Origin of the sequence: Bradyrhizobium sp. ARR65 (genome assembly GCF_000472385.1) — a bacterium.
GTDB lineage: Bacteria > Pseudomonadota > Alphaproteobacteria > Rhizobiales > Xanthobacteraceae > Bradyrhizobium.
The window spans coordinates 108,222-124,027 of sequence record NZ_AWZU01000025.1 but is presented as its reverse complement, the minus strand read 5'-3'; the positions used below and the strand labels follow the sequence as shown (position 1 = coordinate 124,027).

Below are 15,806 nucleotides of genomic sequence, written 5' to 3'. Positions count from 1 at the left end.
GGGAGCATTCTTCTGCGCCTCTCTTAGCGCATGCCGGCGGGCTTGCCGCCGCCAACCGAACAACTGCTGCGGTGTCAGCCCATGCCGGTGTGCAACCGCGGTGACGCTCTCGCCATCAACATAGCTCGCGGCGACAATCTCCGCTTTCTGCTCCGCCGTCCANGCGCGCCGCCGTCCTGTTCCGGTGAAAACCTCCAGCCGGCGCACCGGCTCGGGCTTAGATTTGTGCAAAAGCTCAGTGTCCGACACGTGCCTAACCCCGCTCGACTCAGCGGTCGGACAATCGCCGATCAACCCGCTGCGCTGAAGGTGGGATCTAAGCGCCGCTTACGCCTGTCTTGCTGGGCAACAGCAATCAATTCGGGAGCGAATAGCACCGGTAACGCGCGACACGCGGAATTGGCTCCCTTAGGATATGCATAAAGCATTTTGGTAATGCGCAGTCCGGAGCTGATACACCAACTGCGTATTAGGCGCGCGCGGGTCGGGTGGACGCCTGTACGGCTGTACGCAGCCCAATTCCAAGTCGAATCGATAGCGCGAATCCCACGCCGGATATTCTTATAGAAAGTCATGTTCGGCACTTGGATGACGGTGATCGCATGTTCTGATGTGATATCGGCAAACAGTGAAAGTATGTGTATCGGATCGGGGAGGAGATGGAGAACGTTCAAATACAAGATGCAATCGAATGTCTCCTTATCCAGCTTTGCTTTGGCTTCAATGAAGTCGCCGGAAACCATCTGCACGCCTCTTGCCGCCGCCTCAGCGGAAATGACTGTATCCAAGGGAAGGGCGACGACCTCGATGCCTTTTTGGAGAAGTCCAATTTCTGTCGCGCCGGACCCGCATCCAATTGACAGAACACGACGTGTTTGCTTTGGGATCAGCGACGCCACCCATTCGTTGATGGGTTCGTAGTAATCCTTCGAATGCATACGGCGTCTTAGCATGGTATCTGTCTTGAACAGTGTCCGCCCCTGACAACCACTGACATTCAGTCGCTGCAGCGCTGAAATTTGTGTTTGCATTGTGGCGCCGTTGATCCCGAGTTTCCCGATGTATTTGTTCGACAGGTGCCAAACGATAAAGCTATGGAGATGCGAGATTGGGATCAGTTTCTTAAAACCGCACTGGGTGTATGGATCTGTTGCCGCGGTACAAGCCAAATCGTACTTCCATTCGTGCGGCTCGACGAGAAATTGGCCCGATTGAATGGCCCTGGTGAGGTGCTCTCGCGTGAGCACATAACAGGCCGCGTGCTCGTTGGTGAAATGCGCGAGCGTGTACTTTCCTCTTGTCCGTACAGATGAGGGGTCCCAGTGATAGTGGGCGTGTGCGTCCGGATAACTCACATTATGATCAGGGTCGTATTCGACTCGCAAATATCCAGCTATTTCATTTCCGTGCAGTGATTTTGAGACGTCTAAAAACGCATTGATATTGTCCTCAGTTATCAACATATCGTCCTCGGAATATATAAAAAGGTCGTATTCATGGGCGCGTTCAACGAATACCTTTTTATGTTGAAACGGGAGCGACCATGGGTCCGAGTTCGGTAGTCCGACTATAAGCTCAACGCCGGGGGCGATCTGTTTGTCGACATTCGAAGTGACCACGATATCTATGTCGAACGGCATGGAACGGTATTCTCGAATGAGGCGCAACAAATATGCATCGTTTGCCGTTCCGTAGCTCGCCAAAACGGCGAGAATGCGCAATCTAGGCTCGAAAATCGCTTCCGGCATTCGATGCTCCTCCAGCAATGGCAGTTAATATCTACAGGGCAATAAATGTGCAGCCAAGGTGCGTGTTAAGTTAATCATATCAGGCGTCATTTTCGTACTTAAACCTTCGGCCGTCGAGCACCGGAGTCCTGATTGAAGCATATGCGCGAACGCCTGGGCTTGCCGGAATACGACCCTGCATCATCCGAAGGCAAAATGATCAGCCTTGCGAAGGCTGCGGCACACTTTGGAATTTGCGTCGGATCAGCAAAGAGCTTGGTCCTGAAGGGCATCTTGCCGGCCACACAAGCAATCAAGGGCTCGCAATGGTTGATTCCTGTCGACGCGCTGAGCTCGGAAACAGTGCGTGATTGAACGCCGGCCGAAAAACTGCATTGATTATCAATACGATAGGATGATCCGCCTATCGGGAATCTGATAAAGAGACGTACAATGAAACCAGCTGTGCCCGCTTGGCACGGAACACATAGACTGCGCCCGAGAATGGATCAGCCTTCAGTGCTCGCGTATCAGTCTCGCAAGCCCCTCCATTCCCTTACGGTTATGTGCTGCAGCGCATAACCGCAGTTGTGGAGCACATGATTACGTCGAGTCCGCGGCGTGTGGTGGCCGTCCGCCGCGGTTCTCTGGGCGCGTTCACTCCACATAATTGGATGGGCGACCGACCGTCCTCAGCATTTGCCAGGAGTTTGTCCGAGGCGCGGGGGCGGCCGGGTTTCAGCACGGGCGGCGCCATCGCCGCCAGCGCTTCCAGTTTCTCGGTCTGATCGGCTCGCAGGTAGACCTCCGCGCTTTGCAAACTCGCGTGCCCGAGCCAAAGTGAGACCTTTCGCCAGCGCCTTTGGATCGGCCACAAACTCCGTCACCAGCGGGACGAGTTCGCCCCGCATCCATGCTGCGCGCCGACAATGCAGCGACTTTGTTTTGGCTAAGGCGGCCTCCTCTCGTTGGGCCGCTACAAACTGCGGCTCGTCAGGCTTCCTTGCCCGCAGCTGGCGCGCTTGCCGCCGCCAGGTGAACACTTGTTGGGGTGTTAACCCGTGTCGCCGGCCAACGTCGGAAACGATCGCGCCGGTGCTAGCGTCTCCTCGACAATCCGGGCCTTCTCATCATTGGAGAACCAGCGACGTCGTCCCGTCTCCGTGATCACTTCCAACCGGCTCGTCGCCACGTCCGACTTAAGCGTATGGTCAAGCGTAGACACAAGCCGATCCCTCCAAAGAGATCGTGAACCTCGCCTATCCCTCGCGCCAGGAGAAGGTGGGCTCCAAACGACGCTTACGGCGGTAGGGCGACGGGGGCGGATTGTTCGACAACGCCTGCCAGACGGCATTGCTTCTAGCCATCTGGAAACATTTGGGGCGCGCGCTGGCGCTGCTCTACATCGAACGATGCTGATGGATACGAGGAGGCAACGACTGGCGTGAACCGCCGCGGTCTTTGGTCTTCCTGAAGAGACAAATCGGAATGGCCGTACAAGGATGCGAGGACGCTGCTCCCGATTGATCCCGAGGTGTGGGGAAAGAGCTACCATCAAGTCGGTGGCGGAAGCGACTAGCGATATTTAACTGTTATCGTATTCCCAGCCGCAGCTTTTATTCTCGCGTCCACGCCAATCGATAAAGGACAAATGGATTTATACTGGCTGTTTTTTTAGTGGGCTTCTTCACATAATCGTCGCAAGGTTGAATTGGATTAGCGCGCATGCTGGGCGCATTATTTCATCGCACGCCCAGCGTTCTCTTCGCGTTGCCATGCGATTCCAAGATCACCGTTAGAAGCCGATTTCACAATACGTTCGGAAGCCAAAGAATCGTCTTAAAAAAGACCAGACCGAAGAGCTACAGGAGGCGCCATGGAATGAGTGACGAGCTTGGTGCGAGTGCGTCGGGGCGCAGTTGAGCACACAGGCGAGAGCGTTGATCACAACAAACCAATGGGGACCGAAGTTGGCTCGTAAAACGATTCTTCCACACTGGTCGCAGCATGATGTCGATGCGTACAGATCAGCCGATGTCATGGCCGCAATTGAATCCGCGGCAGATGCCGCGCTAAACTCGATGCAAGCATCGGGCGCTGGTGTGCGGAGTGCGGTCGAGCAAGACATTGTGAATGATGGCGTCGCCACGTTCGCCCATGATGTAGATCACGAGGGCGTCTCGTCTATGATGGCGCCGAGCGGTGCCGCGCAGGTCGTCTCTCCGGCGGCAAGCAGCGATGTTTCGCTGGACGCCGACAAAGACGCGAGCCAAACGTCGTTGAGCGACGCGGCGATGCCGGCCCATGTGTCCCAGGCGTCTTCGGAATTGGTTGCCCCTACGGATGCTAGCGGGATGCAATCGGTCGTCCCTGATGGCGGAATTCTGGAGCTCGCATCTCCGTATTCGGGGACGATTGCGTTCGGAGGCGCTAGCGGGACTCTGAAGATTGATAACTCGGCGAGCTTCAGCGGCAAGATCGATGGGCAGCTTGCTATTGGTGACGTGATCGATTTCGCGGACATCACCGCAGGCGCGAATGCGAAGATCAGCTATTCCGGCAACAACTCGCCCGGTACGCTAACCGTGAGTGATGGAACGCATACGGCCAGCGTCGCTCTCCAAGGCAATTATTCGCTGGCGAACTTCACCGCGTCAAGCGATGGCCACAGTGGTACGTTAGTCGTCGACCCGCCGATGGCAGGTGATGGCTCGGCCGGTGCAGCAGCCGGAACTCCCCAGCTTCCTAATCTGTTCAGCGGCTTGGCTGTTCGACCGTCGTGGGAAGTCGCTGGAGTTGATTATGCCGTTGGCATAAATGCCGGCACCGCTCTTAAGGACCCGACCAAGGTCGCGCTTCCGCCCGGGGTCGTATATGATGCTGCCAACCACGATATTGTAGTCACTGCAGCGCCTGGAACCTCAGTCAATCTTGACGGATATGATTTTTCCGTTGCCGGAGGCCTGGGGGTTCTGATTGTGGGTGCATCCCAAGGTGGGGGCGGCGACGTAACAATCACAAATTCCAACTTTAAAGTTGGATCCAACAATCAAGTTCCGATCTCATCGGCCGATGATGCCGGTCACTTGACAGTCGAATACTGTGTTCTTGACGGCGGCGGCACCAATAATGGCGTTTCTGATTCACAAGCTGTCGACAGGCTCATTTCACCCGGTTCAGCCGGCATCACCGCCGAATACAACTTGATGGAGAACGCCTGGTCGGACGGTATCGATCCGAGTGCGGGTCCGGTCGTTGTTAAATACAACGTCTTCGAGAATGCAAATTTCAGTTCACAAGCTCATGCCGATTGGGTTCAACTGAATGCTGCTCCTGGCGCATCCAATACGCTGGATTTCGAATTCAACACGGCCTACCAGCCCGCGAACGCATTGTACGACCTGGACTCGATGGTTCGGGTCAACATGAACGTCAACAATCCTGTTGTTGCCTACAACACGGCGGTAGCAGATCACTGGATTAATTCCTGGATCGTGGTCACGGAGGGAGGGACGGATGCGCCGGCGCAGATTACAAATCCGACCGTTCACGATAACTACGTTACCTACAACCCATCGATCGACAATAGTTGGACGATGTATGACAGTGCCTACCCGGGCGGCCTGGTTAACCCGACTGCCTACAACAACATAAATCTGACCACCGGCGCGGCCTTGCAGGTTGACGGGGTCAGCGGGCCGAGTACGCCCGTCACGCCGAGTACGCCCGTGACGCCGAATACGCCCGTCACGCCAACTACGCCCGCGACGCCAACTACGCCCGCGTCACCGAGTGCCCCAGCGACGCCGATGATCAGCTCGTTCTCGCCAGATAGCGGCACCGTCGGCGACGGCATCACCGATGCTAACAAGCTCGAGCTGAAGGGCACCGCCGACCCCAATAGCACCGTTACCGTGTACGATGGCTCGAACAAGCTGGGTACGACGACTGCCGACTCAACCGGCTCGTGGGATTACATCACCTCGGTCCTCACCGATGCCAAGCACATGCTGACCGCGACGGCTACCGATGCCTCCGGACAGACCGGCGCCGCGTCCGCCGCGCTGGCGGTGACCGTCGATACCCATGCGCCGGCCGCACCAACCATGGCGGTCTACTCGCAGAGTGGTTCAGCGGTGGTTGGCGCGACGACCTCGAACGACGTTGTCCTGAAGGGGACCGCGGAGGCGAGCAGCACGATCGATATATTCGACAACGGCAACCAAATCGGCACCGCCACGACCACGAGCGGCAGCACTTGGACCTTTGATACTGGTCAGCTAGCCGATGGCAGCCACAGCTTCACGGTCACCGCCATTGATGTCGCCGGCAATACCAGCGCGGCCTCAGCAGCCAATGCCATGACGGTGACGGCGTCGACATCGACACCAACACCAATACCGCCGGCCGCTCCGCAAATCGAATCGTTCTCGCCCGACAGCGGCACTGTCGGCGACCATATTACCAACGATGACACGCCGACGCTGACTGGCACCGCTCTGCCCAACAGCACGGTCCATGTGTTCGACGGCACGAGTGAGATCGGGACAGCAACGGAGAATGGCAACGGCCAATGGACCCTGACTACGCCGGTGTTGAGTGACGGTACGCACAATCTGACGGCGACTGACGCGGATTCGTCCGGGGATACCAGTGCGGCGCCGGCAGCGCTTTCCCTGACCATCGACACTCACGCGCCGAGTGCGCCGACAATGGCCGTCTTTTCGCAGGACGGCTCCGCAGTCGCCAGTACGACGCCCCTCAACGACCTCATGCTGAAGGGGACCGCGGAGGCGAATAGTACGATCGACATCTTTGACGGGGGCAAGCAGATCGGCACCGCCACGACGAGCAGCACCGGCACCTGGAGCTACGATACCGGCCAGCTTGCCGATGGCAGCCACAGCTTTACTTCCAAGACTGTCGATGTCGCCGGCAATGTTGGCGGCGCATCTGCGGTCGATGCCGTGACGGTGGCGGCGTCGACGCAGACGCAGACAGGAACACAGACAGGGACACAGACAGAGACAAAGGCGATTGACTTCACAAGTCTCCACGAGCACTGCAACGACACCGCCACGATCAAGGGCACAGCGGATGCCGACAGCCAGATCAAGCTCTACGACGGCACGGCATTGCTCGGCTCAGTCAAGGCTGCTGCAGACGGTGCGTGGAGCTTCACAACGCCCCAGCTCTCGAGCGCGGTACACACGTTCGAGGCGCAAGAGGTCGACAGCACCGGCAATGTCGCAGCTACAAGTGCAGGCGCGGCGATCCTCGGTCCGAGCCACAGCACGATGACAAGTACCTCGGGTGATGATCTTCTCGTAGGCGAGGGCCATTCTGATACATTCGTGTTTGCCGCGAATTTCGGTCACGACACGATCAACGGGTTCGTCGCAGACGGAGGCGGGCACGACACGATCCAGTTCAGTAAGAGCGTGTTCGACAGTTTTGCCAGTGTTCTCTCTCATGCGTCCCAGGTCGGACAGGATGTTGTCGTTTCCACAGGGAGCGACACGCTGACGCTGAAGAACATGAAGCTGGGTGCTCTCAATAGTCACGACTTTCATTTCGCGTGAGCGAGTCACCTGGGCAGTACAGTGTGACAACAGAGTAATCTCAATCTGCCTTGGGCAGCTGCTCAAAAGAGGCACGGTTAAGGGGCAAGTGCCATGACCGATTTCGCACGACGGGGGGGAAGCCCCCCGTTTGGAAGTTTTGATCACATCGAGCTATCGAAGCTGGCAGTATTCAAAGCCGCCGTGCGCCCTCTGGCAGAGCGCGCGCGGCGGGAACTGACGAACTGGCCGGAGCGAACGATAGAGGCCGTTCGGCAACGATTGTTCTCCGGCCAGCTTCGGTCTGCGGACGACTATGATGAGCCGGGATCCGAGATTTCGGCATTTCTCAAGTCGTGCCGTCGAATATTCTGGGCGCTCGCGGCGTTCAGCGGTTTGAGCAATCTTCTGATGCTCACCGGCTCATTCTTCATGCTTCAGGTCTACGACCGTGTGCTGCCCGGACGCAGCATACCGACGCTCGTTGCATTGATGGTGCTGGCGATCGTGCTCTACCTGTTACAGGGCGGGCTCGACGTGGTCAGAAATAGGATCGGTGTTCGGGTCGGCAGGTACTTCGATGAAAAGCTCGGAATTCGCGTATTCGATTCACTCGTGCGCCTTCCGCTGAAGACCCGCGGCGACGGCGACGGGTTGCAACCGCTGCGGGACCTAGACCAGGTCCGTAGCTTCCTGTCGAGCGGCGGGCCGACGGCGCTCTTTGATCTGCCCTGGATGCCGGCTTATCTCGGGATCTGTTTTCTGTTTCATTTCTGGATCGGTGTGACCGCGCTGATTGGCGCGCTGGTTTTGGTCGGAATCACGATCCTGACCGAAACCCGAATCCGAGGGGCTGCGAAAGCGTCTTCGCGTCTAGCAATCTCGCGCAGCGCACTGGCCGTTGAGGGACGGCGTAACGCCGAAGTCTTGCAGGCTATGGGTATGAGGCAGCAGGCTGCATTGCGCTGGCAGGACATTAACCGCAAGTATCTCGCAGCTCACGAACGGGCCAGCGATGTCGCAAGCGGACTCGGCGGGCTCTCCAAAGTCTTTCGTTCGATCCTGCAGTCGCTCGTTCTTGCCGTCGGTGCCGTTCTCGTCATCAACCAGGAATCGACTGCCGGGATCATTATTGCAGGATCAATTCTGACGGCGAGAGCGCTTGCCCCTGTCGAAGTGGCGATTGCGAACTGGAAGGGGTTCATTGCCGCTCGCCAATCTAGTCATCGCTTGGATCAACTCTTGAAATTGCTGCCTGCGGAAGAGGAGCCATTGGCCCTCCCGGCGCCGACCCGGGCGCTTGTCGTTGAGCATCTCCACGTTGGGGCTCCAAATTCGGAAAAGCCAATCCTCACTGATATTTCCTTCCAGCTGCGGAGCGGCGAGGCCGTCGGGATCATCGGTCCAAGCGGATCGGGAAAATCGACTCTGGCGCGAGCGCTGGTTGGGGTCTGGCCGCGGCTTCGCGGCACAATCAAGCTCGACAACGCGGCGCTGGATCATTGGTCACCACACGCGCTGGGCAAGCATATCGGCTATTTGCCGCAGGATGTTGAATTGTTCGAGGGAAGCATCGCGGTCAACATAGCTCGTTTCGATCTGCATGCCACGCCGGATGCGGTCCTGCAGGCAGCGAGTGCGGCTGGCGTGCACGATCTGATCCTTTCGCTCCCGGAGGGTTACGGGACCAAGATCGGCGAAAGAGGAATGGCGTTGTCGGCCGGACAGCGGCAGCGCATCGGGCTCGCCAGGGCGCTCTATGGAAATCCGTTCTTTGTCGTGCTCGATGAGCCGACATCGAATGTCGATGCTGACGGCGAAGAAGCGCTAACCGAAGCGATCTTGAGTGTGCGGCGCCGTGGCGGCATCGTGGCCGTGGTTGCACATCGTCCAAGGGCACTCGAAGGCGTTGACCATGCTTTGGTCATTGGCGACGGCAGAGTGCAGTCCTTCGGTCCGAGGGAGGAGGTTCTCAGAAGGGTGCTGCGGACTCCTGCTCCGCTTCGGGTGGTGCCGGAGAGTCAGGGAGGCGGACGATGGACCGCGCGGTGACGCCGGCGCTGGAGTCGATCCAGCGGTATATAGCCGTTGGCATGATCATATTCGGCCTCGTGACCTTCGGCGTCGGCGGCTGGGCGGCGACAACGCAATTGTCGGGCGCGGTGATTGGCCAAGGCGTCGTTGTGGTTGACTCGAGCGTGAAGAAGGTTCAGCACCCTACCGGTGGCATCGTCGGGGAATTGCGTGTGCGCGAGGGAGACCGGGTCAACGCCGGCGACGTGCTGATCCGACTCGACGAAACGCAGACGCTGGCAAACGCGACGATCGTCACCAAGGGCCTCGACGAACTGCTCGCTCGCCAGGCACGTCTTGAAGCCGAGCGCGACGGCGCAGATCAGATTGCATTTTCCAGGGCGCTGCTGGACCGGACAAAGGACACTAATTCCGAAGCGGGTCGTGCTATTGCTGCGGAAAACAAGCTGTTCGACCTGCGTCGACAGGCCAGGAGCGGACAGAAAGCGCAGCTCAAGGAGCGCAGCGCGCAGCTACAGGAAGAGATCAAGGGCTATTCGGGACAGCTCGACGCCAAGCAGAGGGAAGTCGACCTGATCCATCAGGAACTCGAAGGCGTACGCTCCCTCTGGCAGAAGAATCTGGTGCCAATTACTCGGCTTACTTCGCTTGAGCGCGACACCGCGCGGCTCGAAGGTGAGCGTAGTCAGTTAAGCGGCATGATTGCCCAGGCAAAGGGCAAGATTGCTGAAATTGAGCTTCAGATCATCCAGATCGACCAGGATCTGCGAACGGAGGTCGGCAAGGACCTGATCGAAACGCGCTCGAAGCTCTCCGAACTTGCCGAACGCAAGACCGCCGCTGTGGATCAGCTCAACCGGATCGAGATCCGGGCCCCTCAGTCCGGTCGCGTTCACGAGCTTAGCGTCCATACCGTGGGAGGCGTGATCGCTCCCGGCGAGCAGATAATGCTGATCGTACCCGATGCGGACGCTCTTGCGGTTGAAGTGAAGATCGCGCCGAGGGACATCGATCAGGTCTATGTCGGCCAAGTCGCGACAATGCGATTTTCCGCCTTCAACCAGAAGACGACGCCTGAGATCGATGGCGAGATCAGCGTCGTCTCCGCGGACATCACACAGGACCAGAAAACCGGTATGAGCTACTATACGGCGCGAGCTCTGCTGAAGCCGGAGGAAGTGGCTAAGCTCGGCTCCGCAAAGCTGGTGCCGGGCATGCCTGTCGAGGTCTTTATGAAAACCTCCGGGCGCACCGCGCTGTCCTATCTTCTCAAACCCCTGCTGGACCAGGCAGAGCACGCCTTCAAAGAACGCTGACGCAGTCTGTCTTGGGAGCACAACAATCGAATGGCTCTTCGGCGCGACACGAGTGACGGCGCTCACCGCGACGCTCATTGACGTCGCGTTTCGGTTGTATAGGATTATAATGCCGAATTTAAATTGGGTGCGCCAATATGGCGATCAGGCTGGATGATGATATCACCTGGGAGGGCCATGCTCTTTTGGTGAGGGCGGAAACTGGGCGCGGGCAGGTGACTTGCAGGGTCTCCCGGGACACGATTCATGCCCCGCGCAGTACTCCGATGTTAAGTCGCGAAATTTCAGCTCGAGCAGAAAAAGATTGTCGAGAGGTGGGCGCCGTTTCTGTAAGGAAGCGATCGATCTGTTGATCGGAGGAGCACACCAGTCGCTCAAGACCGTCAAACAGGCATTGCGCGACCTATGTGCTTCGTCGACGATTGTTTAGCTGCTTCAGCAAACGACGGATCGGTTGATTGATCCCGAGCTTTTCGTCTCCGATTATTGTGGGCTTGAAGACGGCATCTTGCGGCCCGTGCGGATCGGCTGTCCTGATGAGGCCGATGCAACGCTTCCTTCGCGCCGTATATCCGACGCGGTCTCAGGCATTGAACCTGGTTTTCTGGTCCGATTGTTTTGAGGCGGGCGCTGGCCTTTGAGTTGAGGAATACCTCAATTTTCGATAACCGCGAGCCACAACGTTATGGCTCATCAATCCTACAAAATAGCTGCCTTGAAGGATTGTTTGCGAAGCCACGACGATCTTCGCGGTATCCCACAGGCTGCAGCGACGTGAGGCCGCAAAGATTGTCGCTGCGACGAGCAGCAATATTGCGGAGCCGACAATGGACTTCAGTCGGAAGTTTTGTCCAATAATCCAGCCTAATACGGCTAACCCGATGGCGGCGTATATCAAATCATCCCCCATCATTTAATGATATTGGTTTGGTAAAACTATTTAATTTTTCTTGCATTTTAAATCTTATAAATTGAATATGCAAGATTGCCACGAAGGAGGCGATATCGGCCGTAACGCCCTCGATTGGGCAGTGGGTGGTGTCGGAGTGAGCGGAACTTGCGTTGCCGTAACCGTTGCAGTGAGGCCGAACTTTCTGCGGCTTGACGCGCGCTACGGTTGACGGGGAGTGGCGTCTTAAGGTGAAGGCATCGAAGATCATCCTCGAGCACGGCGCGCTGGAGGATCCGCTCTTGCGCGTCGAAGGCAAGCATCACCTGCCTCGCCTCGTCCTCGCGCCTTGATCACCTCACGTCCTTCGAGAAAGTCGATACTTCAATCAATCTGTTCCCAATGGCGGTATGTGCTTTGATCGGCCGATGCGGGGGATCCCATAACTTCGCAACTTGGGGCGACCTGTTATTGGGTTGCTGAAGCCAGCCGTGCCGCGCCGACGATGCGGCCGTCCGGTGCCTCGAGGAGTACGGCGACATCCTCGCCTCCGGGGAGTTTCTCGCGCAGCTTCAGCGGCGTGCCTCGCCAGTCGCCGATGCTGCGGATCGAGCGGACCACGTTGGCTTCCTCAAGCGCGCGGCCGCCGTTTTCGCCGGACCGGATCGCCGTGCGGTGGTCGTGATCGAAGCCGATCAACAGCACCTTGCCGCTGCTCTGGCCGCCGCCGATGTCGATGGCAAGCTCGGCGCCCGCTTTGGTCACCGCTACGTCAGCCGCGGTCTTGCTCTGCCGCCTGGCAAGGTCGATTGCGCTTCCGACGTCTTCGCGATGTGAGCCGACGTGGTTCGAGGCGCCATCGACCACGATCTCCGGCGTGTAGGAGCCGTCGCCGAAGCGATGACCGTAGCGGTCCTGGCGTGCGGTTGCCTGTTCGAGTGAGAACGGGTCCTTCCAGCCAATCCGGTCCCAATAGGTGACGTGGAAGGCAAGCGGGAGCACGTCGGCTCTCGCCCGCGCGAGTTCGTTCAGATGGGCGTTCGCCGGGGGACAAGACGAGCAGCCCTGGGAGGTAAAGAGCTCGACGACCACGGGACGCTCGGTCGCTTGTGCGGCGGAGATGCCGATAGCGATAACCCAGGCTAATCCGACCAAGCAGCGATAGAACATGACGATCTTCGAAGCTGTGCGGTTCGTTCTGTCTTCGCGCCGCTCGGCAAGCTGTTACGCGGGGCAAGGAACACAACGTCGTGAGCGGCCGTAAGGCGCGCGCAGCCGGCCTGGCGTGGATCGACAAGTCGGCCATGCCGGCGCGGGAGGGCCATGCGCCCGGCCACACATTGCACGGCTGACTGATCTCTCTTAAACTGACTGCACTTGGGGGCTGAATTTTTCGCGAATTGTGCCGGTGTCCAGGACTTTTGTCACGGGCGTTAGGCTCTAAGCGACGGTTCGATAAGCTCCTGCCTTATATTCCGGAAGCACGAAAATCGGGATCTGTTCGTTGAGCGCCTATTCATGACTACGGCTCCATCAACGGATTCATCGTGCGATAGCCGCGAACGAACCATTCTCACCACCGACATCGCGGGCAGCACGGCGCTGCTGCGCCGTTTCCCCAACGACATGCTCGCGGCCATGGATCTGCACGATCAGATCCTGCACGCGGCGATCCGCCGCCATGCCGGCGATCCCTTCAGAAGCACCGGCGACGGCGTGCTGGCGGCCTTCGACCGGCCGCTGGATGCCGTGCTGGCCGCGATCGAAGCGCAGCGCGAGATGCGTCACGTCAATTGGGGCCCGACGGGGCGGCTCCAGGTGCGCTTCGGTATCCACACCGGCGCGACGCGTTCGCGCGGCGAGAAGGATCTTTTTGGCCCCGCGCTCCCTACCGCGACGCGGCTGCAGAGCGCCGCCAATGCCGACCAGATCCTACTGTCGGATGCCACCGTGCGGCGGCTCGCCGCCGACCTCTTGCAGACGCCGTTCCAGTTGGCCGACCTCGGCGAGCATCACTTCAAGGGCATCGAACCGATCCGGGTTCACCAGGTTTGCGCGACCGACCTGCCCAACACCTTTCCGCCGATCGGCGGCAAGCGGGAGTCCGCCAGCGGCAATTTGCCGGCCAATCTCAGCTCCTTTCTCGGCCGCGAGCGGGAGCTGGACGAACTCGCCGCTCTGGCGCTGGAATCGCGGCTGCTCACGCTGGTCGGTCCGGGCGGTATCGGCAAGACGCGGCTTGCCATCGAATTTGCGAGGTCGCTCGAGCCATCCTTCTCCGGCGGCACCTGGCTGGTCGAGCTCTCGGCCCTCGAACGCGACGGCGATGTTTGGCCCGCAATCGCAGAGGCCCTGTTGATCCCGCCATCGCCGGGTGTGCAGCCACGCGTCCAGGTGCTGGAGCGCCTGCAGGACGTCCGTGCGGTCCTGGTGATGGACAATTGCGAGCATGTGCTCGACCCCATCGCCGACGCCGTCACCGAGCTCGGCTCGGCCTGCGGCGAGTTGTTCCTGATCAACACCAGCCGCGGCACACTGGGAGTCGAAGGCGAGGCGGTCTACGAAGTCCCCTCGCTCGATTCCGGTGCACAGGACCGCTCCGGACAATCGGCGGCCGTTCGTCTCTTCATCGAGCGCGGCCGGCTCGCCAATCACCGCTTCCTGCCGGGCGCCGAGGACATCGCGACGATCGCGCGGATTTGCGCGGGCGTTGATTGCATTCCGCTCGCGATCGAGATCGCGGCCGCCCAGCTCCGTCACCGGGCGCTCGAAAGTATCGAAAGCGGCATCACCAAGCCGCTGGATCTGCATGCCGGCGGCCCACGGCGCCGCGTCGGTCGCCACCGCACGCTGCGCAACACACTCGAATGGTCCTACGAACTGCTCGATCCCAACAGCCGTCAGGTGCTTCAGCGCCTCTCGGTGCTGTCCGGCTCGTTTCACGAGGAGCAGGCGCTCGCGATTTGCGCGGGCGACATGGCCAGCGAATTCGACGTGCTGCGCGGCATCGACGAACTGACCGAAACCTCGCTTTTGCGCCGGGACGCCGGCAATCAACAGCGCCTGCGGATGCTGCAGACCGTGCAGGCCTTTGGGCGGGAGAAGCTCGACCAGAGCGGCCTATTGCAGGCCGTGGAGGCCCGCCACGGCGAGGTCTACGCCGCGCGCGTCCGCAAGCTGGGCGAACAAATCGCGAGCATCCATGAAGCCAAGGCGACTAATGCGATCTATGACGATATGCCTAATTTGCGGGCAGCCTTCGACCGCGCCATCACGCGCGATCTGAAGCTGGCGGCCGAGCTCGCGGTACCGCTGTTTCTGTTCAACTACTGGCACCGCGGCGCCGAGACCGGCAATTGGTATGAGCGCATCATGACGCGCCCCGGCGCCGACAAGCTCGAGCAGATGCCGATCCTGCTCGCGGGTGCCGCCGGCCACGCGTTCCATGACAAAGGCGACCAAGCGAAGGCCACCGCCTTCATCGAACGCGGCCTGCAGGCCGAAGCCGCGGGGATGCAGCCGAGCAGGGGATGGCTTTGCCATGTGCTGGGTCAAATGGCCCAGTGGGCGGGAGATCCGAAGGCCTGCATCAAACATCTCACGGCGGCCACCGCCCAGGCCCACGCTGCGGAAAATCTTCCCTGCGAGGTTATGTCGCTCTGCATGATCGCCAATGTCAGGGCGCGCACCGGGGATGCGCAAGGCGCGGCGGACGTCGTCAAGGAGGTCAGCGACATCGGGCAGGCGGTGTTGCCGCCGACGCTGATGGGTTACATCCATTATGCGCGCGGCGGCATTGCCGAGGATCCGCGCGTCGCCATCGACGAGTATGAAACGACCGCCGAGTGGGCCAAGATGGCCGGCAATCACCTCGGCGTTCAGCGCGTCAAACAGCTCATTGCCGACTTACGGGCGGCAAATGCCCCGCCGGCCGAAGCCCTCGACATCCACATCCGTTCGCTGATGGAGCTGCCGAGCCACGGCACCACCTTCTACACTTGGCTCACCATCCGCTCGCTGATCCTGCCGCTTGCGGGACTTGCCGCCTATGAGGAGCTTGCCGTCCTTGCCGGCGCCCTCAAAGCATCGCCGCTCAAACTCGACCGCGCGGCACGCGACGCTGTCACAAAAGCGAGGGACAACCTCGGCGATAATCTGTTCGAAACTGCAGCTACGCGTGGATCAGGCTTTGACCCGACACAGGCGCGCAGGTACATCATAGAGGCTTGGCGGCGAATGACCGCCGCTCGGTCACAGGCGGACGCGGCGAACCCTTGAG

9 protein-coding genes are annotated in these 15,806 nt (G+C 59.5%); 5 read left to right on the top strand and 4 right to left on the bottom strand.

Annotated elements, in window-relative coordinates:
• Window positions 1-207, bottom strand: a 207-nt coding sequence (locus tag F758_RS48125) for a transposase (RefSeq protein ID WP_502689181.1), incomplete at its 3' end; no start/stop codon positions are given.
• Between the two features lie 83 nt (window positions 208-290).
• Window positions 291-1,748, bottom strand: a complete 1,458-nt coding sequence (locus tag F758_RS0125365; protein WP_024510514.1) for a class I SAM-dependent methyltransferase — start codon at window positions 1,746-1,748, stop codon at window positions 291-293.
• Window positions 1,749-1,880: 132 nt separating this feature from the next.
• Between F758_RS0125365 and F758_RS0125360 the strand changes: the two genes are divergently transcribed.
• Window positions 1,881-2,102, top strand: coding sequence for a hypothetical protein (locus F758_RS0125360; protein ID WP_157450155.1), 222 nt, complete (start codon window positions 1,881-1,883; stop codon window positions 2,100-2,102).
• 317 nt (window positions 2,103-2,419) lie between these two features.
• Here the strand turns inward: F758_RS0125360 and F758_RS53360 are convergent, their stop codons facing one another.
• A complete protein-coding gene (locus F758_RS53360; RefSeq protein WP_502689180.1) occupies window positions 2,420-2,815 on the bottom strand; it encodes a transposase in 396 nt (131 codons plus the stop codon).
• A gap of 852 nt (window positions 2,816-3,667) precedes the next feature.
• On the opposite strand from F758_RS53360, the gene F758_RS49810 reads away from it, so the two are divergent.
• The 3 genes from F758_RS49810 to F758_RS0125345 all read left to right on the top strand — a co-directional run bounded on the left by F758_RS49810 (window position 3,668) and on the right by F758_RS0125345 (window position 10,638).
• Window positions 3,668-7,309: an Ig-like domain-containing protein gene (locus F758_RS49810; RefSeq protein ID WP_157450153.1), complete on the top strand. Its 3,642-nt coding sequence runs from the start codon at window positions 3,668-3,670 to the stop codon at window positions 7,307-7,309.
• Between the two features lie 93 nt (window positions 7,310-7,402).
• The gene (locus F758_RS0125350; protein WP_024510511.1) at window positions 7,403-9,340 is read left to right on the top strand and encodes a type I secretion system permease/ATPase; all 1,938 of its coding nucleotides are present in this window, start codon (window positions 7,403-7,405) and stop codon (window positions 9,338-9,340) included.
• Window positions 9,325-10,638: an HlyD family type I secretion periplasmic adaptor subunit gene (locus F758_RS0125345; protein ID WP_024510510.1), complete on the top strand. Its 1,314-nt coding sequence runs from the start codon at window positions 9,325-9,327 to the stop codon at window positions 10,636-10,638. Before F758_RS0125350 ends, F758_RS0125345 begins: the two co-directional genes overlap by 16 nt.
• A 1,357-nt stretch (window positions 10,639-11,995) precedes the next feature.
• Here the strand turns inward: F758_RS0125345 and F758_RS0125330 are convergent.
• Entirely contained in the window at window positions 11,996-12,697 is a 702-nt protein-coding gene (locus F758_RS0125330) for a DUF1223 domain-containing protein (RefSeq protein WP_024510508.1), read from the bottom strand.
• 348 nt (window positions 12,698-13,045) lie between these two features.
• Between F758_RS0125330 and F758_RS0125325 the strand changes: the two genes are divergently transcribed.
• Entirely contained in the window at window positions 13,046-15,805 is a 2,760-nt protein-coding gene (locus F758_RS0125325) for an ATP-binding protein (protein ID WP_024510507.1), read from the top strand.
• Window position 15,806 lies beyond the last annotated feature (1 nt).

Excerpts from the sequence above, each read along its gene's own strand:
- F758_RS0125330 (WP_024510508.1), bottom strand. The coding sequence starts at position 12,697 with ATGTTCTATCGCTGCTTGGTCGGATTAGCCTGGGTTATCGCTATCGGC.
- F758_RS0125325 (WP_024510507.1), top strand. The coding sequence starts at position 13,046 with ATGACTACGGCTCCATCAACGGATTCATCGTGCGATAGCCGCGAACGA.
- F758_RS0125365 (WP_024510514.1), bottom strand. The coding sequence starts at position 1,748 with ATGCCGGAAGCGATTTTCGAGCCTAGATTGCGCATTCTCGCCGTTTTG.
- F758_RS0125350 (WP_024510511.1), top strand. The coding sequence starts at position 7,403 with ATGACCGATTTCGCACGACGGGGGGGAAGCCCCCCGTTTGGAAGTTTT.
- F758_RS0125345 (WP_024510510.1), top strand. The coding sequence starts at position 9,325 with ATGGACCGCGCGGTGACGCCGGCGCTGGAGTCGATCCAGCGGTATATA.